The sequence below is a fragment of the Enterobacter sp. Ap-1006 genome (assembly GCF_011752835.1).
Classification (GTDB): Bacteria; Pseudomonadota; Gammaproteobacteria; order Enterobacterales; family Enterobacteriaceae; genus Cedecea.
This window is the reverse complement of sequence record NZ_VWWU01000006.1, coordinates 173,627-193,465: the sequence shown is the minus strand read 5'-3', so window position 1 is coordinate 193,465 and position 19,839 is coordinate 173,627. Positions and strand designations below refer to the sequence as shown.

Annotated in this window: 13 protein-coding genes; 7 read left to right on the top strand and 6 right to left on the bottom strand. The window is 58.9% G+C overall.

What is annotated here, in order from left to right; translation table 11 throughout:
* Window positions 1-2: 2 nt before the first annotated feature.
* A complete protein-coding gene (gene fdnG / locus F3J28_RS18725; protein ID WP_166878663.1) occupies window positions 3-3,053 on the bottom strand; it encodes a formate dehydrogenase-N subunit alpha in 3,051 nt (1,016 codons plus the stop codon).
* Between the two features lie 179 nt (window positions 3,054-3,232).
* Here fdnG and fdhD point away from each other — a divergent pair, with 179 nt between their 5' ends.
* Window positions 3,233-4,057: a formate dehydrogenase accessory sulfurtransferase FdhD gene (gene fdhD / locus F3J28_RS18720; protein WP_166878660.1), complete on the top strand. Its 825-nt coding sequence runs from the start codon at window positions 3,233-3,235 to the stop codon at window positions 4,055-4,057.
* A 306-nt stretch (window positions 4,058-4,363) separates the two neighbouring features.
* On the opposite strand, the gene exaC is transcribed toward fdhD, so the two are convergent.
* The 5 genes from exaC to F3J28_RS18695 form a co-directional block, all read right to left on the bottom strand.
* Entirely contained in the window at window positions 4,364-5,902 is a 1,539-nt protein-coding gene (gene exaC, locus F3J28_RS18715; RefSeq protein WP_166878657.1) for an acetaldehyde dehydrogenase ExaC, read from the bottom strand.
* Between the two features lie 137 nt (window positions 5,903-6,039).
* Window positions 6,040-7,875, bottom strand: a complete 1,836-nt coding sequence (gene selB, locus F3J28_RS18710; RefSeq protein WP_166878654.1) for a selenocysteine-specific translation elongation factor — start codon at window positions 7,873-7,875, stop codon at window positions 6,040-6,042.
* Complete coding sequence (gene selA, locus F3J28_RS18705) at window positions 7,872-9,260, bottom strand: L-seryl-tRNA(Sec) selenium transferase (RefSeq protein ID WP_166878651.1); 1,389 nt, start codon at window positions 9,258-9,260, stop codon at window positions 7,872-7,874. The genes selB and selA overlap by 4 nt, the downstream gene beginning before the upstream one ends.
* A 69-nt stretch (window positions 9,261-9,329) precedes the next feature.
* Window positions 9,330-9,938 (bottom strand): glutathione S-transferase, encoded by a 609-nt coding sequence (locus tag F3J28_RS18700; protein WP_166878649.1) that lies wholly within the window; start codon window positions 9,936-9,938, stop codon window positions 9,330-9,332.
* Window positions 9,939-10,003: 65 nt separating this feature from the next.
* On the bottom strand, window positions 10,004-10,894 hold the full coding sequence (locus F3J28_RS18695; RefSeq protein WP_166878646.1) for a LysR family transcriptional regulator: 891 nt from the start codon (window positions 10,892-10,894) through the stop codon (window positions 10,004-10,006).
* Window positions 10,895-10,994: 100 nt separating this feature from the next.
* Here F3J28_RS18695 and F3J28_RS18690 point away from each other — a divergent pair, with 100 nt between their 5' ends.
* The 6 genes from F3J28_RS18690 (at window position 10,995) to F3J28_RS18665 (ending at window position 19,751) form a co-directional block, all read left to right on the top strand.
* Complete coding sequence (locus F3J28_RS18690; protein ID WP_166878643.1) at window positions 10,995-11,594, top strand: NAD(P)H oxidoreductase; 600 nt, start codon at window positions 10,995-10,997, stop codon at window positions 11,592-11,594.
* Between the two features lie 466 nt (window positions 11,595-12,060).
* Window positions 12,061-13,980, top strand: coding sequence for a PTS mannitol transporter subunit IICBA (locus F3J28_RS18685; RefSeq protein WP_008458694.1), 1,920 nt, complete (start codon window positions 12,061-12,063; stop codon window positions 13,978-13,980).
* Between the two features lie 143 nt (window positions 13,981-14,123).
* A complete protein-coding gene (mtlD, locus tag F3J28_RS18680) occupies window positions 14,124-15,272 on the top strand; it encodes a mannitol-1-phosphate 5-dehydrogenase (protein ID WP_166878641.1) in 1,149 nt (382 codons plus the stop codon).
* Window positions 15,273-15,317: 45 nt separating this feature from the next.
* Window positions 15,318-15,857, top strand: a complete 540-nt coding sequence (mtlR, locus tag F3J28_RS18675) for a mannitol operon repressor MtlR (RefSeq protein ID WP_008458691.1) — start codon at window positions 15,318-15,320, stop codon at window positions 15,855-15,857.
* A 71-nt stretch (window positions 15,858-15,928) separates the two neighbouring features.
* Entirely contained in the window at window positions 15,929-16,291 is a 363-nt protein-coding gene (locus F3J28_RS18670) for a YibL family ribosome-associated protein (protein WP_166878639.1), read from the top strand.
* 196 nt (window positions 16,292-16,487) lie between these two features.
* Complete coding sequence (locus tag F3J28_RS18665) at window positions 16,488-19,751, top strand: autotransporter family protein (RefSeq protein ID WP_205247245.1); 3,264 nt, start codon at window positions 16,488-16,490, stop codon at window positions 19,749-19,751.
* The last annotated feature ends 88 nt before the right edge of the window (window positions 19,752-19,839 follow it).

The following is a 19,839-nucleotide window of genomic DNA, read 5'->3' as shown; positions in this document are numbered from 1 at the left end:
CGTTACACCTTTTCCACGTTGACCAGGAACGCCTTGAACTCCGGCGTTTGCGTGTTGGCATCCCCGACAAACGGCGTCAGGGTGTTGGCGATAAAGCCTTTCTTCGCCACGCCCTCGTAACCCCAGTGAATCGGGATCCCGATGGTGTCCACTTTCTGGCCGTGAACGTCCAGCGTGCGGATACGCTTGGTCACCACCGCCTTGGCCTTGATATAGCCGCGGTTGGAGGAGACCTTCACCGTGTCGCCGTGGGCGATGCCGAGCTTGTTGGCAAGCTTTTCGCCAATCTCGACAAACTGCTCCGGCTGCGCGATGGCGTTCAGCAGCGCGTGCTTGGTCCAGTAGTGGAAGTGCTCCGTCAGACGATAGGTGGTGCCGACATACGGGAACTTGTCGTGCGTGCCCATCGCTTCCAGGTCATCTTTAAACACGCGTGCCGCCGGGTTGGAGACCACGTTCGGGTGCAGCGGGTTGGTGCCCAGCGGCGTTTCAAACGGCTCGTAGTGTTCCGGGAACGGCCCTTCTGCCATCTTGTCGAGGGCAAACAGGCGACCCAGTCCTTCCGGCTGCATGATAAACGGCCCGACGCCGCTGTCCGGCGCAGCGGTGCTGTAGTCCGGCACGTCGATGCCGCCCCATTTCGCGCCATCCCAGGAGATCAGGCGGCGTTTTTCATCCCACGGTTTACCCGACGGATCGGCGGAGGCACGGTTATACAGAATGCGGCGGTTAAGCGGCCACGCCCATGCCCAGCCGAGCGTATTGCCCAGGCCTGACGGGTCGGCGTTGTCGCGGCGTGCCATCTGGTTGCCGTCCGGCGTCCAGCTCCCGGCGAAGATCCAGCAGCCGCTGGACGTTGTCCCGTCGTCGCGCAGCTGAGCAAAGGAGCTGAGCTGCTGCCCTTTTTTCACCAGCACCGCGCCGGTGGCCGGGTCAATCAGGTCTGCCAGCGCCTTGCCGTTGCTTTCCATGGCCACTTCTTCCGGCGCCGGGTTATCCGGGGTCAGGTACTGCCAGGTCATGTTCAGCACCTGCTCAGGCACTTTGCCGCCGTCGCGCTCGTACATACTGCGCAGGCGGGTGAAGATGCCGGAGAGGATTTCGCCGTCGTTCAGCGCTTCCCCTGGCGCATCCGCCCCCTTCCAGTGCCACTGCAGCCAGCGCCCGGAGTTGACGATGGAGCCGTTCTCTTCCGCGAAGCAGGTGGATGGCAGGCGGAACACCTCGGTCTGGATTTGCGACGGATCAACGTCGTTCATCTCGCCGTGGTTCTGCCAGAAGTTGGAGGTTTCGGTGTTCAGCGGGTCAATGGTGACCAGGAACTTCAGCTTCGAAAGCGAGGCCACGACCTTGTTCTTGTTAGGGAACGAGGCCACCGGGTTAAAGCCCTGGCACAGATAGCCGTTGACCTTGCCCTGGCTCATCATCTCGAAGTACTGCAGCACGTCGTAGCCTTTGTCCCACTTCGGCAACCAGTCGTAGCCCCAGCCGTTTTCTTTCGTCGCTTTGTCGCCAAAGAAGGCTTTCATCATCGAGACGAAGAATTTCGGGTAGTTGCCCCAGTAGTTCACCTGGCCTTTCAGCAGCGGTTTCGGCGTGTTGGCCGCCAGATAGCTGTCGATATCCACCTGTTTTTCGCTCGGCAGGTTCATGTAACCCGGCAGGCTGGTGGAAAGCAGGCCGAGGTCGGTCAGACCCTGAATGTTAGAGTGGCCACGCAGGGCGTTAACGCCGCCGCCCGCCATCCCCATGTTGCCGAGCAGCAGCTGGATCATCGCCATGGTGCGGATGTTCTGCGCGCCGATGGAGTGCTGTGTCCAGCCCAGGGCGTACAGGAACGACGCGGTTTTGTCCGCCACGCTGGTTTCGGCGATGTACTCGCACACCTTCAGGAAGTCTTCCTTCGGCGTACCGCAGATGCTGGTGACCACGTCCGGCGTGTAGCGGGAAATATGCTCTTTCAGCAGGTTCCACACGCAGCGCGGGTGCTGAAGCGTCAGGTCGCGTTTGGCGAAGCCTTCTTCATCCAGCTCGTAATTCCAGGTGGTTTTGTCGTACTTACGGTTTGCCGCGTCGTAGCCGGTGAACAGGCCGTCGTCGAAGCCGAAGTCCTCACGTACAATCAGGTTGGCGTTGGTGTAAGACTCGACGTACTCGCGGTTGAATTTGTTGTTGTTTATCAGGTACAGCAGGACGCCCGACAGGAATGCAATGTCGGTCCCGGAACGGATAGGCGTGTAGAAATCCGCCACCGAAGCGGTTCGCGTAAAGCGGGGATCGATCACAATCAGCTTCGCGCCGTTGTGAATTTTAGCTTCCATCGCCCAGCGGAATCCCACCGGATGCGCTTCTGCCGCGTTCCCACCCATTACCACGACGAGGTTGGCGTTTTTGATATCAACCCAGTGGTTGGTCATCGCACCGCGACCAAATGTTGGAGCAAGACTTGCTACCGTTGGTCCGTGTCAGACACGCGCCTGGTTATCCACGGCAAGCATTCCGAGGGCGCGGGTAAATTTCTGGGTTAAATAGCCGGTTTCGTTGCTGGACGCGGAGGCGCAAAGCATCCCCGTGGAGAGCCAGCGGTTGACCGTGGTGCCCTGGTCGTTCTTTTCGATGAAGTTGGCGTCGCGGTCTTCTTTCATCAGCTTCGCGATGCGGTTAAAGGCATCGTCCCAGCTGATTGGCTGCCACTTATCGGAGCCTGGCGCGCGGTAAGAAGGCGTTTTCAGGCGGCTTTCGGAGTGGATGAAGTCCACCAGACCGGCCCCTTTCGGGCACAGCGCGCCGCGGTTTACCGGGTGGTCCGGGTCACCTTCGATATGGAAAATTGAGGCTTTTGCGTTTTTTGCGCCGTCGCCGAGGCTATACATCAATAGCCCACAGCCCACGGAGCAGTATGTGCAGGTGTTACGGGTTTCACGGGTGCGCAGCAGCTTGTACTGCCGGGTTTCCGCGAGCGCAGCGCCGGGGGCAAAACCCAGTGCTGCTGCCGTGGTGCCTGCCATACCGCCAGCGCAGATCTTAAAGAACTGCCTTCTGCTGACCTGCATGGATCGCTCCTTACATTTCGACATTTCACATTGCTTAGGATTTATTTTGCGGGGTAACCCGCAAAGGTTCACAATTAGAACCAGTATAGATTTTGATGGCTTACTTCCCTTCATCCGGAAGGGATATTAAGTAGAATACCACAATGGTCCTGAGGGTGTTCTCGAATGGTTAAAACTAAGTGAACAAATTTCGCTACTCTGAAAAAGAAACCGTGGCGCAGATCACCGGCGCGCGCACGATTGATCTTTGGCACCGGGGCAATCTCACCGTGGCAGAAACCGACTGGCTGGCGGAGGAAGTGCCCGTGGCGCTGGTTTACAACGGCATTTCACACGTTGTGATGATGGCATCGCCTAAAGACCTCGAAGCGTTTGCCCTCGGGTTTTCGCTGTCCGAAGGCATTATTGAAAGCCCCGCGGAGATTTATGGGATGGATGTGTCTCCGTCCTGTAACGGTATTGAAGTGCAAATTGAGCTGTCCAGCCGCCGCTTTATGGGGCTGAAAGAGCGCCGGCGGGCGCTGGCCGGGCGAACCGGCTGCGGCGTTTGCGGCGTCGAGCAGTTAAACGACATTGGCCGCCCGGTTACCCCGCTGCCATTTACCCAGACGTTTGCTCTGGAAAACCTGGATGCGGCGCTGAATAAAATGCGTGACTACCAGCCCGTCGGCGAGCTGACCGGCTGCACCCATGCGGCGCTATGGCTCGATCCTGACGGGCAGATCCTCGACGGACGCGAAGATATTGGCCGCCATGTGGCGCTGGATAAAATGCTCGGCGTTCGCAGCCGTAACCCGTGGCACAACGGCGCTGCGCTGGTGTCGAGCCGTGCGAGCTATGAAATGGTGCAGAAGGCCGCGATGTGCGGCATTGAAATCCTGTTCGCAGTGTCTGCGGCGACCTCATTAGCGGTTGAAGTTGCGCAGCGGACAAATCTCACGCTGGTGGGCTTTAACCGGCCTGGGCGGGCGACGGTTTATACGCATCCTGAGCGGCTGCGCTAGATTTTCCCCTCACCCCGGCCCTCTCCCCAAAGGGGAGAGGGAGGAAAGAAGTGAAAGGTGGAGCAATCCTCTCTCCATAGGAGCGAGGGAGGAAAGAAGTGGAAGGTGGAGCAATCCTCTCTCCATAGGAGCGAGGAAGGAAAGAAGTGGAAGGTGGAGCAATCCTCTCTCCATAGGAGCGAGGAAGGAAAGAAGTGGAAGGTGAAGCAATCCTCTCCCCAGGCGAGCCAGGAGAAAATATCTAACAGGCAACGCTAACTCGTCCCCTCTCCCTTCCAGGGAGAGGGAGAGGGTGAGGGTCAATCCTCAGAACAGGCCCAGCGGCTTATCGGAATAGCTCACCAGCAGGCACTTTGTCTGCTGATAATGCTCCAGCATCATCTTGTGGGTCTCGCGCCCAATCCCGGACTGTTTGTAGCCCCCGAACGCCGCGTGCGCCGGGTAGGCGTGGTAACAGTTGGTCCACACGCGCCCGGCCTGAATGCCGCGCCCCATTTTATACGCCAGGCTGCCGTTGCGGCTCCACACGCCCGCGCCCAGGCCGTATTCGGTGTCGTTCGCCAGCTCCAGCGCCTCCTCCACGGTTTTAAACGTGGTGACGGCGAGCACCGGCCCGAAAATTTCCTCCTGGAACACACGCATGTTGTTTTTACCGAACAAGATGGTCGGCTCAAGGTAGTAGCCCGCCTGCAGGTCGCCCGTCAGCGCTTTTCTGCGCCCGCCAGTAAGTACATCCGCGCCTTCTTTCTTGCCGATGTCGATGTAGTTGAGGATGGTTTCCATCTGCCCCTGAGACACCTGCGCGCCCATCTGGGTGCGGCTGTCCAGCGGGTTGCCGGAGCGAATGGCTTCTACGCGGCGGATCGCGCGTTCAATGAAACGTTCGTAGATGGACTCCTGCACCAGCGCGCGGCTCGGGCAGGTGCAGACCTCGCCCTGGTTGAAGGCGAACAGCGCAAAGCCTTCCAGCGCCTTGTCGAAGAAGGCGTCTTCCTCTTCCATTACGTCGGCGAAGAAGATGTTCGGGGATTTGCCGCCCAGCTCCAGCGTGACCGGGATAATGTTCTGGGTGGCGTACTGCATGATCTGCTGGCCGACTTCGGTGGAGCCGGTAAACGCCACTTTAGCGATGCGTTTGGATGTCGCCAGGTATTCACCAATTTCGCCGCCCGCGCCGTTCACCACGTTAACCACGCCCGGCGGCAGCAGGTCGCCAACCAGCTCCATCAGCAGCAGCACGGAGAGCGGGGTCAGTCGCGCAGGCTTCAGTACGATGCAGTTGCCCGCCGCCAGCGCCGGGGCCATTTTCCAGCTCGCCATCAGCAGTGGGAAGTTCCACGGGATAATCTGTGCCACCACGCCCAGCGGTTCGTGGAAGTGATAGGCCACGGTGTCTTTATCCACCTCGCTGATGCCGCCTTCCTGGGCACGAATGCAGGAGGCGAAGTAGCGAAAGTGGTCGATAGCCAGCGGCACGTCGGCGGCGCTGGTTTCGCGAATCGGTTTGCCGTTGTCCCAGGTTTCCGCCGTCGCCAGCAGCTCAATGTTTTGCTCCATGCGGTCGGCAATTTTTAGCAGGATAGACGCGCGCTCCTGCACGGACATCTGTCCCCAGCCCTTTTTAGCCGCGTGGGCGGCATCCAGCGCCAGGTCGATGTCGGCCTTGCCGGAGCTGGCGATTTCGCAAAGCGGCTGGCCGGTTACCGGGGTGAGGTTTGCATAGTACTGGCCGCCAACCGGGGCAACCCACTGGCCGCCGATGTAGTTGTCGTAACGGGGTTTAAGTTTGAGCGGGAAACCATACTCGCCGGGAATAATACGGGTATCGGGAGGATTGTTTGTCATGGCCGTCTCCTTGTGATGGTTCACTCACAAGGGTAGTTCGGGCTGCCTGTTTCTTCGCCATTTCACGCCGGCTTTACGACATGCTTCACGGATTCCTTACGGAGAAGAGGCAAAACCTCTTCTCGCTCAAAGGGGAATTACGCAGCTAAAAACAGGGCCCTGTCGCGCAGCAGATGGTCGTTGCCGCGCCGCCGGGTGAAGCCAATTTTGTCGAAATACTCCAGAATCTGAATCGCCAGTTTGCGGCCCACAGCCAACCTGTCGCGGAAGTCGGCGGCATTGGTCGCGCCGTGGGTTTGATCAAGCTCGCGGATCAGATCGGCAAACGCCTGCAGGCGATCGTTGCGGTAATAACGATCTTTCAGAATCGCGGTGACCAGCCCTTGTTGAGCGGCGGATCTTAGCAACTGGCGCATGGCCTGTTCTTCTTCACCGGTTTCTTTGGCCAGGTCACGAACCCACCACGGCTCGTCGCCAAACAGGGCATCGACTTTATCCCACAAGGCCTGCTGTGCTGCGGAAAACCCTGGCTCATGCCCCGGCAGATGCAGCCAGCCCTGGCGGCTCATTAGCAGGCCTTCACCGCGCATTTTTTCGATGAGCGACAGTACCAGACCTTCATCCTCTGCGGGCAACGCCATACGGCGCAGGCGTTCTCGCCCCGGCCCCGGCTGATCGTCGTGTTGCTGGTGGTAGCGAGCCAGCGCGTCGAGCAGTTTTTGCTGCCAGAGAGCGGCCACGTCTGGGCTTAACAGCGCGTTGCCCGCCTGCAAGTATCCCGGCTTCGCAAGTAAGGCTTGAAGCCCTTGCGTTGTTAACTGACGCGCCCAGCTAAATTCGTTGAGCAAAACGGCGCCTCGCGCCAGGTGAGATCCCAGCGCCTGCTGGTCATCGGTGGTTTCTGCCAGCTCACCCAGCCAGCTCAGGAAGGCAGGCTGGCGTTTACCACGGCGTGGCGCATGAAGCAGCACGGCACGAGCTCCGGCGAGCGTGATGCGCGCGCTGATATCGCGCAGCACCAGGCGGTCGTTATCCGCCAGCCACAGCGAGACATCCAGCACCAGCTCGGCCAAATTACCTTCGAGCAGCGAAACTCGCCCGGTCACGTGGCGGGCAGAATGGTGAATATGCAGCGGCTGCCATTGCTGGAGCGGCTGCAGCGTTTGCAGCTCGACGATGACGCGCTCAACCGGCTGCAGCGGTTTGTCGCTCAGCAGCCAGTCGCCCCGGCTGATGTCGGTTTTTTCCGCGTCACCGCTGATGTTCAGCGCAATGCGCTGCCCGGCTATCGCGCGGGTTACCGGCTGGTTTTGAGCGTGGAGGCCGCGAACGCGCATCGGTTTTTCAGCGCCCGTCAGCCAGAGTGAATCGCCGATATTGACTTCGCCGCTCAGCGCCGTGCCGGTCACAACCAGCCCTGCGCCCTTGACCGTAAAGGCGCGGTCGATGGCGAGGCGGAAGCGATGTGCCGTGGCATGAGGACGTTCGCCCAGCCCTTTGAGATGCTGCTGTAGCGCCTCGACGCCTTCCCCGCTGGTGGCGGCGGTCACAAAGATTGCGGCCTGGGTATCACCCAGTAATGCAGTAACTTCATCGCGGACTTCCGCAATGCGGCTGTCGCTCACGCGGTCGGCTTTAGTCAGCGCGACTGTGATCTGCGGGTTGCCGGTCAGCTGTAAAATCGCCAGATGTTCGCGGGTTTGCGCCATCACGCCATCATCACAGGCGATAACCAGCAGGGCATGATCGATGCCGCCGACGCCAGCCAGCATGTTGGCCAGAAACTTTTCATGCCCGGGCACGTCGATAAAGCCGATAACCCGGCCATCCGGCTGCGGCCAGTAGGCGTAGCCGAGGTCGATGGTCATGCCGCGTTTTTTCTCTTCCGGCAGGCGGTCTGCGTTCACGCCGGTCAGCGCCTGAAGCAGGGTGGTTTTGCCGTGGTCGACGTGCCCGGCGGTGGCGATAATCACTGGGTGAGTCCCTCCAGCAGCAGCGCTTCGTTTTCGAGGCAGCGTAAATCCAGCCACAGGCGGCCCTCGGCCAGGCGGCCAATCACCGGCCTTTCCAGCTCGCGCAGAGTTTGCGTCAGCGAGGCGAGCGTTGTGCCACGTCCGTCTTTTGGCGTGAAGGTCAGAGCGGCACCGGGCAGACGATCAACGGGTAAAGAGCCGCTGCCGATTTGCGACATGCACGCTTCAACGCGCACGTCGAACTGCTCGCCAAAGCGCTCTTCAAATGCGGGCAGCAGGCGGCTGGCCTGCTGGTGGATATCTTCGGCGCTGCGGGTCAGCAGGCGCAGGGTTGGCAGGCGTTCAACCAGCGTTTCCGGGTGCTGGTACAGCCGCAGTGTGGCTTCCAGTGCCGCCAGCGTCATTTTGTCGGCCCGCAGCGCACGCTTCAGCGGGTGGCTCTGAATGCGCTCGATCAGCGCCTTTTTGCCGACGATGATCCCGGCCTGCGGGCCGCCGAGCAGTTTATCGCCGGAGAAGCTGACCAGGCTCACGCCGTCGGCAATTAGCTGCTGCGGCATCGGCTCCGGCGGCAGGCCCCACTGGCTTAAATCCACCAGCGAGCCGCTGCCCAGATCGGTGACGACCGGCAGGCCGAGTTCGTTGCCCAGCGTAACCAGCTCGGCCTCGCTAACGGCTTTGGTGAAGCCTTCAATGTGGTAATTGCTGGTGTGGACCTTCATCAGCAGTGAGGTGTTTTCCCCCGCTGCCGCGCGGTAATCTTTAAGGTGTGTACGGTTGGTGGTGCCGACTTCAACCAGCCCGCAGCCCGCCTGACGCATGACGTCGGGGATGCGAAACGCGCCGCCAATCTCCACCAGTTCGCCGCGCGAAACCACCACTTCACCGCCGTCTGCGCAGGCCGCCAGCATCAACAGAACCGCCGCTGCATTGTTATTGACGATGCAGGCGTCTTCCGCCCCGGTCACCTCACAAAGCAGGTCGGCTATGGCGCGATCCCGGTGGCCGCGCCCGGCATCGTCCAGGGAATATTCCAGCGTGACGGCGGAGCGCATGGATTCCGTCACTGCCGCAATAGCTTCTTCAGCCTGTAATGCCCGGCCAAGATTGGTGTGCAGCACGGTGCCAGTCAGGTTGAACACGGGCTGGAGAGCGCTGCGCTGGCTGGCCTCGAGCACGCTCCGCGTTTTCTTCGCCCAGTCCTCGCTCCAGTCCGGCAGCTTGCTTGCCGAGCGGATGTGCTCGCGCGCTTCGTTTTGCAGCGTTCTCAGCGTGGCAACCACGCGGGTATGGCCGAACTCGGCAAGCAGGGCGTTAAAGGCGGCATCGCGCAGCAGGCGGTCGGTCGCCGGAAGATGGCTAAAAAGTGTTTGAGCTGTCGTCATGGCAAGGACTGAATTAAGAAATTTGTGGGCGATATTACAGGGGACAGCGTCCCCTGTCCTGGCCGCAGATCATGCCGCGGGCGGTTCGGTACGGGCAAAACTCTCGCGCTGGAACAGCTGTTCTACCAGCTTGACCAGGTGAGGGCGATTCACGCACCAGCCCGGTGAAACGCGGCGGAAATTAAGATAGCCCACTGCGCAGGCCGCGGAAATACTGGCCAGATCGAGCGGCTCGGCGGCCAGGGTGCCGTCGGCGGCGTATTCTTCCAGCAGGTCGAGGGCGCGGCCAATCTTCTCTCGCTGGCGAATCAGGACTTCTTCAGACTGCTGTTCCGCCGGGCGCAGTTTCTCACGCACCGACGTTAACGCCGCGTCCAGAATGCCGTCGGAAAGCGCCTCAAGCTGGCGCACTTTCAGCGCCGCTTTTGGGTCGTGCGGAATGAGCTCTGGCGCAATGTTTAGCAGCTCAAGGTATTGGGCGATTATCGGCGAATCAAACCAGCGCTCGCCTTCATCAGTGATAAGCGTAGGGACTTTGCCTAGCGGGTTGTACTGCGGAGCCGGGCTGTCGCCAACCCACGGGTTGACGTTAATAAATTCAAAACTGAGGCCTTTTTCAAGCAGGATGACCGAGATCTTTCGCACGTAGGGGCTGGTGTAATTACCGATCAGTTTCATGACATTATCCGTTTTTGCCAACTTGAGGTAAGTATGAAACAGATACCCAACATTGGTGAAAAAGTCTACGCTTGCGGCGCTTTTATATAATCGACAAAGGCACGCAGCGCGCTGGGCATGTATTGCCGATTTGGGTAATAGAACTGGAACGGCGGCAGCGCAGGCAGCCAGTCTTCGAGCATTGAAACCAACCTGCCGCTTGCCAGGTGTTCTTCTACCTGCTGCTGATAGAGATAGCCGATGCCTGCGCCACACAGCACCGCTCCCAGCTCAGAGTCGAGATCGTCCACGATGATGTTGCCGCACGGCGTCACTTCCAGCTTGCCCTCCGGCCCGTAAAACTCCCAGCAATAGGGGCGGCCGCTGTGAAAACGAAAGATGACGCTGCAGTGATTAACCAGCTCGCGAGGGTGCATTGGCGCAGGGTTTTGCGCCAGGTATTCCGGCGTGGCGACGACGCAAATCCTCGCTTTTGGGCCGATGGGAACGGCAATCATGTCTTTTTCCACCGTGGTGCTCAGCCGTATCCCGGCGTCGTACTCCTGCTTCACGATGTCCACCAGCCTGTCGTCGGTGGTCACTTCGACTTTGATGTCGGGATAGCGGGCGGTAAACCCGGCGACCAGCGGCATCAGCACAAGGCGCGATGCCAGCCGCGAACTGTTGATTTTGAGGGTGCCCATCGGCGTGTCCCGAAACGAGTTCACCTCATCGAGAATAGTATGAATCTCGTCGCAGGCCGGGCGCAGGCGCTCGTAGAGGTTGTTGCCAGCCTCAGTCAGCGAGACGCTGCGGGTGGTGCGGTTGAACAGCCGAATTTTCAGGCGCTGCTCGAGCTGTTTGATGCCGTGGCTGATCGCCGAAGGAGACAGCCCCAGCTCGTCCCCGGCGGCGCGAAAGCTTTTGTGCCGCGCCACGGCGATAAAGGTCGCGAAGTCGGTAAAATTCAACGCCATTAGTGAAAATCCTTCATTAACCCATCTCAAATACTACGTTTTACAGAATTATCCAGCGGTCGTAAAGTGAACGCACATCCCCACTGGCTGAGATAACTCCATGAAATCAGAGAATATGTATATTGTTTGGGCGCACCCGCGCAGCGAGTCGCTAACCGCGCAGGTGGTGCAGGAAATTCAGGGCGAGGCGGCCGAACGCGGCATTAACGTCTCCTCCCTCGATCTGTACCGCAGCGGCTTTAACCCGGCGCTGGGCATGGAAGATGAGCCGGACTGGAACAACCCGCAGAAACAGTATTCCCCGGAAGTTCATCGCTTGTTTGGCGAACTGGCAGACAAAGACACCGTGGTCGTGGTGTTCCCGGTGTGGTGGTACAGCTTCCCGGCCATGCTCAAAGGCTATCTGGATCGCGTGTGGAACTTCGGCCTGGGCTACGGGCCAGGCAGCACGCTGGGCAATAAGAAAATCCGCTGGGTGGCGCTGGTCGGCGGCTCACAGGCCGGGTTTGTGAAATATGGCTGGGAAAAAAACATGGCCGATTATATTCACGGCTCAATGGGGTATCTGGGCGTGGAAGATGCAAAAATTGAGTTCCTCTATAACACCATTGGCGTGGAAGAGGGGATTGGCGACAGCGACGCCCATTACCAGCAGCTGTTTGCTCAGGCGCGCGGCATTGTCGCGGACTTAGATAACTAACTTTTCATTCCAGCGCGGCATTCAACGTCGCGCTTTCTGCCAGCCGCTTCGCTGTAATTTACTTTCATCCCTTTCTTGCCCGCCGTTTGTTGTCAACGCCCAGATTTTAACTGGATCACATTAGGATTAATCTGCCCCAAAATACTTTGTGAAGCAGATCACAAATGAATAACAAAGACGTCATAGCAAAATGTGATTTTAGTCACATTAAAAGGTCAGTCAGGGTTAAAAATTCTACGGTGTACTTTTTTTACACTGCAATTATGTGATCGCCATCACTCAATGTGGAAGGTGGATCCCTGAGTATTAGTGATCTAAATCACATAATTGGGCGGTTGCTGGACAGATTAACGATTCAGTGCCAGATTCGCGTCACTTTACTGCATAAGGCCGGCGACCCTGCCGCTACGTTAACAATAAACCTCGGGCTGCTTTTCAGCGCGGAACACCAACAAGGGGTATGTGTATGTCATCCGATATCAAGATCAAAGTGCAAAGCTTTGGTCGTTTCCTCAGCAATATGGTTATGCCAAATATCGGGGCGTTTATCGCCTGGGGTATTATCACGGCCTTATTTATTCCTACCGGATGGTTGCCAAACGAAACGCTGGCGAAGCTGGTAGGCCCGATGATTACTTACCTGCTGCCGCTGCTGATCGGCTTTACCGGTGGTCGCCTGATTGGCGGTGACCGCGGCGGCGTGGTGGGTGCGATTACTACCATGGGCGTTATCGTCGGGGCAGATATGCCAATGTTCCTCGGCGCAATGATTGCGGGTCCTCTGGGCGGCTGGGCAATCAAGCACTTCGACAAATGGGTCGACGGTAAAATCAAATCCGGCTTTGAAATGCTGGTGAACAACTTCTCTGCCGGTATCATCGGGATGATCCTGGCGATTCTGGCATTCCTCGGCATCGGCCCGGCGGTTGAAGTCCTGTCCAAAGTTCTGGCGGCAGGCGTTAACTTCATGGTTGTGCACGACATGCTGCCGCTGGCGTCTATCTTTGTAGAACCAGCTAAAATCCTGTTCCTGAACAACGCCATCAACCACGGTATCTTCTCGCCGCTGGGTATTCAGCAGTCCCACGAGCTGGGCAAATCCATCTTCTTCCTGATTGAAGCGAACCCGGGTCCGGGTATGGGTGTTCTGCTGGCGTATATGTTCTTCGGGCGCGGTAACGCTAAGCAGTCTGCGGGCGGCGCGGCAATCATCCACTTCCTGGGCGGTATCCACGAAATTTACTTCCCGTACGTGCTGATGAACCCACGTCTGATCCTGGCCGTTATCCTCGGCGGTATGACCGGCGTGTTCACCCTGACCGTGCTGAACGGCGGCCTGGTGTCTCCGGCTTCCCCTGGTTCTATCCTGGCGGTACTGGCAATGACGCCGAAAGGCGCGTACTTCGCTAACATCGCGGCTATCTGTGCGGCAATGGTTGTCTCCTTCGTGGTCTCCGCCATCCTGCTGAAAACCAGCAAAGTGAAAGAAGAAGACGACATCGAAGCTGCGGCTCGCCGTATGCAGGAAATGAAAGCCGAATCCAAAGGTGGCGCAGCGCCGCTGGCGGTAGGTGCTGGCCTGTCTAACGACCTGAGCCACGTGCGTAAAATCATCGTTGCCTGCGACGCAGGGATGGGCTCCAGCGCCATGGGCGCAGGCGTGTTGCGTAAGAAAGTGAACGACGCTGGCCTGAAAAATATCTCCGTGACCAACTGCGCGATCAACAGCCTGCCGGACGACGTTGACCTGGTGATTACCCACCGCGACCTGACCGAGCGTGCGATGCGCCAGGTGCCGCAGGCGCAGCATATCTCCCTGACCAACTTCCTCGACAGCAGCCTGTACGCCAACCTCGTTGAGCGTCTGGTGGCTTCCCAGAATCTGAGTCAGAAAGAAGAAAAAGTCATGCACAGCCTGGAAGACAGCTTTGTTTCCAGCGAAGACGCGGTGTTCAAGCTGGGCGCGGGTAACGTGTTCCTCGGCCTGAAAGCCAGCAACAAAGAAGAAGCGATTCGCTTCGCTGGTGAACAGCTGGTGAACGGCGGCTACGTGCAGCCGGAATACGTGGACGCGATGTTTGAGCGCGAGAAACTGACCCCGACCTACCTAGGTGAAGGTATCGCGGTTCCTCACGGCACCGTGGAAGCAAAAGACCGCGTGCTGAAAACCGGCGTGGTGTTCTGCCAGTACCCGGAAGGCGTTCACTTCGGTGAAGAGCCGGAAGACGTGGCCCGCCTGGTGATCGGTATTGCAGCCCGCAATAACGAACACATCCAGGTCATCACCAGCCTGACCAACGCGCTGGATGATGAGTCGGTGATTGAGCGCCTGGCGCACACCACCAGCGTCCAGGAAGTACTGGATTTGCTGGCCGGTAAGAAATAAGACCCTGCCCCTCGCCCCGGAGGGGCAGCAGGTGCAAAGCATTACCCCCTCTCCCCTTTGGGGAGAGGGCTAGGGTGAGGGGATTCGCATACAGTATCCTTACCCCAGCCCTCACGGGTGAAATAATCAGGAAGGTTAACGCAATGAAAGCATTACATTTTGGTGCAGGTAATATCGGTCGTGGCTTTATCGGTAAACTGCTGGCGGACGCCGGTCTGCAGCTGACTTTTGCCGACGTAAACCAGGTGGTTCTGGATGCCCTGAACGCGCGTCACAGCTACCAGGTTCACGTAGTCGGCGAGCAGCAGCAGATTGATACCGTCTCCAACGTGAATGCCGTCAGCAGCATCGGCGACGACGTTGTGGCCCTTATCGCTCAGGTTGATCTGATCACCACCGCCGTCGGCCCGGTTGTGCTGGAGCGCATCGCGCCAACGCTTGCCAAAGGCCTGGAGCTGCGCCGCGCGAACGGCAACGAAACGCCGCTGAACATCATCGCCTGTGAAAACATGGTGCGTGGCACCAGCCAGCTGAAAGAGCACGTCAAGAAAGCGCTGTCTGCTGAAGCGTGGGCGTGGGTAGACCAGCACGTTGGTTTTGTTGATTCTGCGGTTGACCGCATCGTTCCGCCGTCTGAATCCGCCACTAACGATCCGCTGGAAGTGACCGTGGAGACCTTTAGCGAGTGGATTGTCGATAAAACCCAGTTTAAAGGTGACCTGCCGAACATTCCTGGCATGGAACTTACTGATAATCTTATGGCGTTTGTCGAGCGCAAGCTCTTCACGCTGAATACCGGGCATGCTATAACCGCGTACCTCGGTCAGCTGGCCGGGCACCAGACTATCCGCGATGCCATTCTTGATGAGAAAGTGCGCGCCGTAGTGAAAGGGGCGATGGAAGAGAGCGGTGCGGTGCTGATTAAGCGCTACGGCTTTGAAGCCGACAAACATGCCGCGTACATCAAGAAAATCCTCGGTCGTTTCGAAAATCCGTATCTGAAGGATGACGTGGAACGCGTTGGCCGCCAGCCACTGCGTAAACTCAGCGCGGGTGACCGCCTGGTTAAGCCGCTGCTGGGGACGATTGAGTACGGTTTGCCTCACGCTAACCTGATTAAAGGGATTGCGGCGGCAATGCACTACCACAGCGAGCAGGACCCGCAGGCGCAGGAGCTGAAGCAGCTACTGGCAGATAAAGGCCCACAGGCGGCGCTGGCGGAAGTGTCCGGTCTGGATGTAAACAGCGAAGCCGTGACTGAGGCGGTGAAGGCGTATAACGCCATAGCGTAACCCTATGCAGGCGCGGTGGATACCGCGCCTGAAACATGTTTAGTGATGCAGGCAAAAATGGAAGAAACCCAGGCCTTTGAAAACCGCGTGCTTGAGCGACTGAATGCCGGCAAAACCGTACGAAGCCTGCTGATTGCTGCCGTCGAGCTGTTAACCGAAGCGGTGAATATCCTGGTGCTGCAGGTGTTCCGCAAGGACGACTACGCGGTGAAATATGCGGTTGAGCCACTGCTGGACGGCGACGGCCCGCTGGGCGACCTTTCGGTACGCCTGAAGCTTATCTACGGGCTGGGCGTGCTAAATCGCGCCGAGTACGAAGACTGCGAGCTGCTCATGGCGCTCCGGGAAGAGCTGAACCACGACGGCAACGAATACAGCTTCACCGATGATGAAATGCTTGGCCCGTTTGGCGAACTGCACTGCGTGACGGCGCTGCCGCCGACGCCGACCTTCGTGGACGGCAGCGATCCTGAACTGCTGGCGATGCAGCGTCAGCGCTACATGCAAATAGTCCGGTCCACGATGGTACTTTCTCTGACAGAGCTGATCTCAAGGATCAGCTTAAAAAAAGCCTTCCAAAAATAGCCGCCTTTCGCCCTGTCCCTCAGGATCGTGTATCCTTGCCAGCAAGCCATCTTTATTCACGGTAAGTCAAAATGAAAGAAATCGAAAAAGCAGAAATTAAACGCCTTAGCGACCGTCTGGACGCTATCCGCCACGAAATGCCAGGCCTGCACCTGATCAACGAAGCGGAAAAATATGCCGAGCTGGAAAAAGAGCGGCAGAAGCTGGAAATCGAAATCGCTCGCCTGCAGGCGGTGCGTAACCAGAAGCTGAGCAAAGAAGCGCAGAAGCTGGTAGCGCTGCCGTACAAGCGTGCGATTACCAAAAAAGAGCAGGCAGATATGGGCAAGCTCAAGAAAAGCGTGCGTGGCCTTGTTATTGTCCACCCGATGACCGCCCTGGGTCGCGAGATGGAACTGACCGAAATGACCGGTTTTTCCCACACGGAATTCTGACCGCGCTCTCTTTTCGGTGAAATAAGCCGATAAAATCCGCCTCATCAGCCTCTTAAATCCACACCTGGCTCTATAGTTAAGTGCCGGGTGTAGATTTCTTCTGCCCCAGACCCACCACTGGACAATTTGCCCGTCTCACCGCGAGGCCGCAGGGAACGCCCACCTGTTGTTTATCTTTCTTGCTGCGAGAGTAAACATGAAAAATAAGGCTTTGACTCTGGTTCCTGTCTGTCTGGCCGGTTTAACCGGTGCGCTCCCCTTTTCCGCCATTGCCGCCTGTTCGTCGCCAGCGCCGAATAGCGGAGACACCGTGACCTGTAGCGGCTCGGGTATTCCGCCAGTGGTAGCCACCACCGGCAGCAATAACGTCACGATTAACCTCGACTCAACCACCGCTGGAAGCTATTCGCTGCCCGCTCAGGCGACGCCGTTTTCGGTGGACAGCGGCAGCACGATTACTAACGGTGGGGCGCTCACTCTGTCTGGGAACGGTACTGGCGTGGCGAACCGTGGGGCGCTGCTGCTTGGCGTGAACAACGGTAACACGCTGACCAACGGCGTGACGGGCACGCTGACCACTACCGGGGCCTATAACGACGGTATGGCGGCCAACGGCAATAACAACACGCTGATCAACAACGGCACCATCACCACCAGCGGCAGCAATTCATACGGCATGACCGCGGCCTGGGGGCAAAGCAATCCAGGGGCGGCGGGGAATACCATCACGAATACCGGGACGGTCTCGACGTCGGGGAATAACGCCAGGGCTATTTCGCTGCTGGGCGGCAGCGGCACGGTGAACAACAGCGGGACGCTGACCACGTCCGGGCGGGACGCACCCACGGTGTTTTTGCAGGGCAACAACGCCACGCTAAATAACAGCGGCCTGATTCAGACCACGGGAACCGCGTCCTCCAGCGGCAGCGTGGACGGAGTGGTGGCCAATACGCTCGGCAGCAGCTTTAACACCACGATCAATAACCTGGCCGGCGGGCAGATCGTCAGCAATAACGGGATCGGTATTCGCTCAACTAACGGCAACATCACCATCACCAACGCCGGGTTGATTCAGGGGGGAAGCGGCACGGCAATCCTGAGCGGCAACGGCAGCATTTCGCTGATCCTCCAGACCGGCTCACAAATTGTTGGCCTGGCGGACGGCGGACGGGGAAACAACAGCGTGACGCTGGAAGGATCGGGAACGGCCTCCAATGCCTTCACCAACTTCCAGACGCTGACCATGACCGGCAGCGACTGGACCTGGGCGGGTTCCGGCGCGTTTACCACTGCCCTGGTGCAGAGCGGTACGCTGGATCTTACCGGCACGCTCGGCACCAGCCTCGCTTCAGTGACGGCCTCGGTCAGCAACGGCGCGACGCTGCAGGCGAACTCAGCCAACCTGCCGCTGTCGGTCACTAACGACGGGCTGGTGCGTTTCCTGCAAAACAGCGACGGCAGCTATTCCGGGGCGATGACCGGCAGCGGAGCCGTTGAGAAAAGCGGCAGCGGCCTGCTGCAGGTGACGGGCACTAACAGCTACAGCGGTGGAACGACGCTGAGCGGCGGCACGCTGCAGGCCGCCGCAGACAGTGCGCTCGGTGCGGCTGCTGGTGGGCTTATCTTTAACGGGGGCACGCTTCAGCTCGGCAGTTCGTTCGATCTTGCGTCATCCCGGGCGGTATCAGTCACCGTCAGTAATGGGACGTTCGATACTCAGGGGTTCACCTCCGTTGTCGGGCAGGGCATTACGGGGGCCGGGGCGTTAACCAAACTGGGCAGCGGGACGCTGGTGCTCAACGGCCTTAATAGCTATGCGGGCGGCACGGCAATTAATGCGGGTACGCTGGTCGTGGGTGACAGTCCTCAAGCTTCTGCGGCAGCGGCAGGCGGAGCAAAGGTCGCCGCAGGCGCCACGCTGGGTGGCTACGGCACGGTAAACGGAGACGTGACGAACAGCGGCACGCTGGCAGTGGCCAATGCGCTACCGCTTCTCTCCGCTGGCCCACAGGGCAATTTCCAGATCAACGGCAATCTGACCAACGCGGGGCTTGTGCAGCTCGGTGGCAGCGGGGTGGGGAACAGCCTGACCGTCGCGGGCAACTACAGCGGCCAGAATGGCGTGATTGCGCTGAATACGGTGCTGGCAGGCGATGGAGCCGCGTCTGACAAGCTTATCCTTAGCGGCGGCAGCGCTTCGGGCAACAGCACGCTGAAAGTCACCAATATCGGCGGCGCCGGGGCGCAAACTCTGTCCGATGGTATTCAGGTCGTTCAGGCCACTAACGGCGCGACCAGCACGGTGAATGCCTTCAGTCTCTCGGGGGGCACCGTCAGCGCCGGAGCATATTCCTATTATCTCGCCAAAGGCGGCGTCTCTGACGGCAGCGGCGGGAGCTGGTATCTGCGCAACACGGTTGTGCCGGACTCGATAACGTCGGTCACTCCGGCGGAAGAAACGCCTGAGTCCATCGTGGATGCCTCTCACGGTGACGAGACGCTGAACGTTTACCGGCCAGAGGTTGCGCTGTATGCCGAAGCGCCAGCCGTTGCCCGCCAGCTTAACCTGCAGCAGATCGACACCTTCCACGATCGTCAGGGCGAGCAGAGTTTGCTGAGCGGTAATAACAAAGCGTCAGCTTTCTGGGCCAGAAGCTGGGGCAGCCACGCGGATATTCATCAAAGTGGAGAGGTGAACCCGTCCTTCAACGGCACATTGTGGGGGCTCCAGCTGGGGCAGGATTTGTATACCGCCACTGAAGATAGCGGGGCGACGCATCACTTCGGTATCCTGTTCGGATTCTCCAGAGCGACCGGGGATGTCGACGGCTTTGCGCTGGCAAAACAGGGCATGCGCGTTGGTAAACTACAGCTGAATAACTACACCTACGGCGGCTACTGGACACGGGTTGCAGCCTCCGGCTGGTATACGGACGCAGTATTGATGGGTAGTGCGCTGCGGCTGACGACTAACTCGGTCAACGAGGTGAATGCTTCTTCCAGCGGCAAGGCGGTGACCGGCTCTGTTGAGACGGGGCTGCCCGTTTCCCTCGGCGAAGGGGTGACGCTTGAACCTCAGGCACAGCTGGTCTGGCAAAGGACCTCCCTGGATTCGCTGAATGACGGCGTCTCCGATGTTCGCTGGAACAAGGGTAATACCTGGCAGGGGCGGGTTGGGGCCCGGCTGCAGTGGGCGTTTGAGGCGAGCGGCGTGAGCTGGAAGCCTTATCTGCGCGCTAACGTACTGCGGTCATTCGGCCAGGATGATGAAACAGCTTTCGATAGCAGCACAACGATCGCCAGCAATGTCGGGCAAACGGCCGGGCAGATTGGCGCGGGACTGGTGGCACAGGTTAGCCAGAACGGCAGCCTTTATGCCACGACGGGCTACCTGACTAACTTTGGCGGCGAGCGTCAGCGCGTAGTGACCGGCAATGTCGGCGTGCGCTGGAATTGGTGACTACCCGGCGGTGCCCGGGCTTTGCCGGCGCCGCTTTTAATAGAGTTACTTTGTTTTCAGTTTTTTTGAAAGAGATAAGCGAATTGTT

What these genes read in the sequence shown, in the direction of transcription:
- F3J28_RS18665 (WP_205247245.1), top strand. Translation starts at nt 16,488, where the DNA reads ATGAAAAATAAGGCTTTGACTCTGGTTCCTGTCTGTCTGGCCGGTTTA.
- exaC (WP_166878657.1), bottom strand. Translation starts at nt 5,902, where the DNA reads ATGACAAACAATCCTCCCGATACCCGTATTATTCCCGGCGAGTATGGT.
- F3J28_RS18690 (WP_166878643.1), top strand. Translation starts at nt 10,995, where the DNA reads ATGAAATCAGAGAATATGTATATTGTTTGGGCGCACCCGCGCAGCGAG.
- F3J28_RS18695 (WP_166878646.1), bottom strand. Translation starts at nt 10,894, where the DNA reads ATGGCGTTGAATTTTACCGACTTCGCGACCTTTATCGCCGTGGCGCGG.
- selA (WP_166878651.1), bottom strand. Translation starts at nt 9,260, where the DNA reads ATGACGACAGCTCAAACACTTTTTAGCCATCTTCCGGCGACCGACCGC.
- F3J28_RS18685 (WP_008458694.1), top strand. Translation starts at nt 12,061, where the DNA reads ATGTCATCCGATATCAAGATCAAAGTGCAAAGCTTTGGTCGTTTCCTC.
- F3J28_RS18700 (WP_166878649.1), bottom strand. Translation starts at nt 9,938, where the DNA reads ATGAAACTGATCGGTAATTACACCAGCCCCTACGTGCGAAAGATCTCG.
- F3J28_RS18670 (WP_166878639.1), top strand. Translation starts at nt 15,929, where the DNA reads ATGAAAGAAATCGAAAAAGCAGAAATTAAACGCCTTAGCGACCGTCTG.
- mtlD (WP_166878641.1), top strand. Translation starts at nt 14,124, where the DNA reads ATGAAAGCATTACATTTTGGTGCAGGTAATATCGGTCGTGGCTTTATC.
- mtlR (WP_008458691.1), top strand. Translation starts at nt 15,318, where the DNA reads ATGCAGGCAAAAATGGAAGAAACCCAGGCCTTTGAAAACCGCGTGCTT.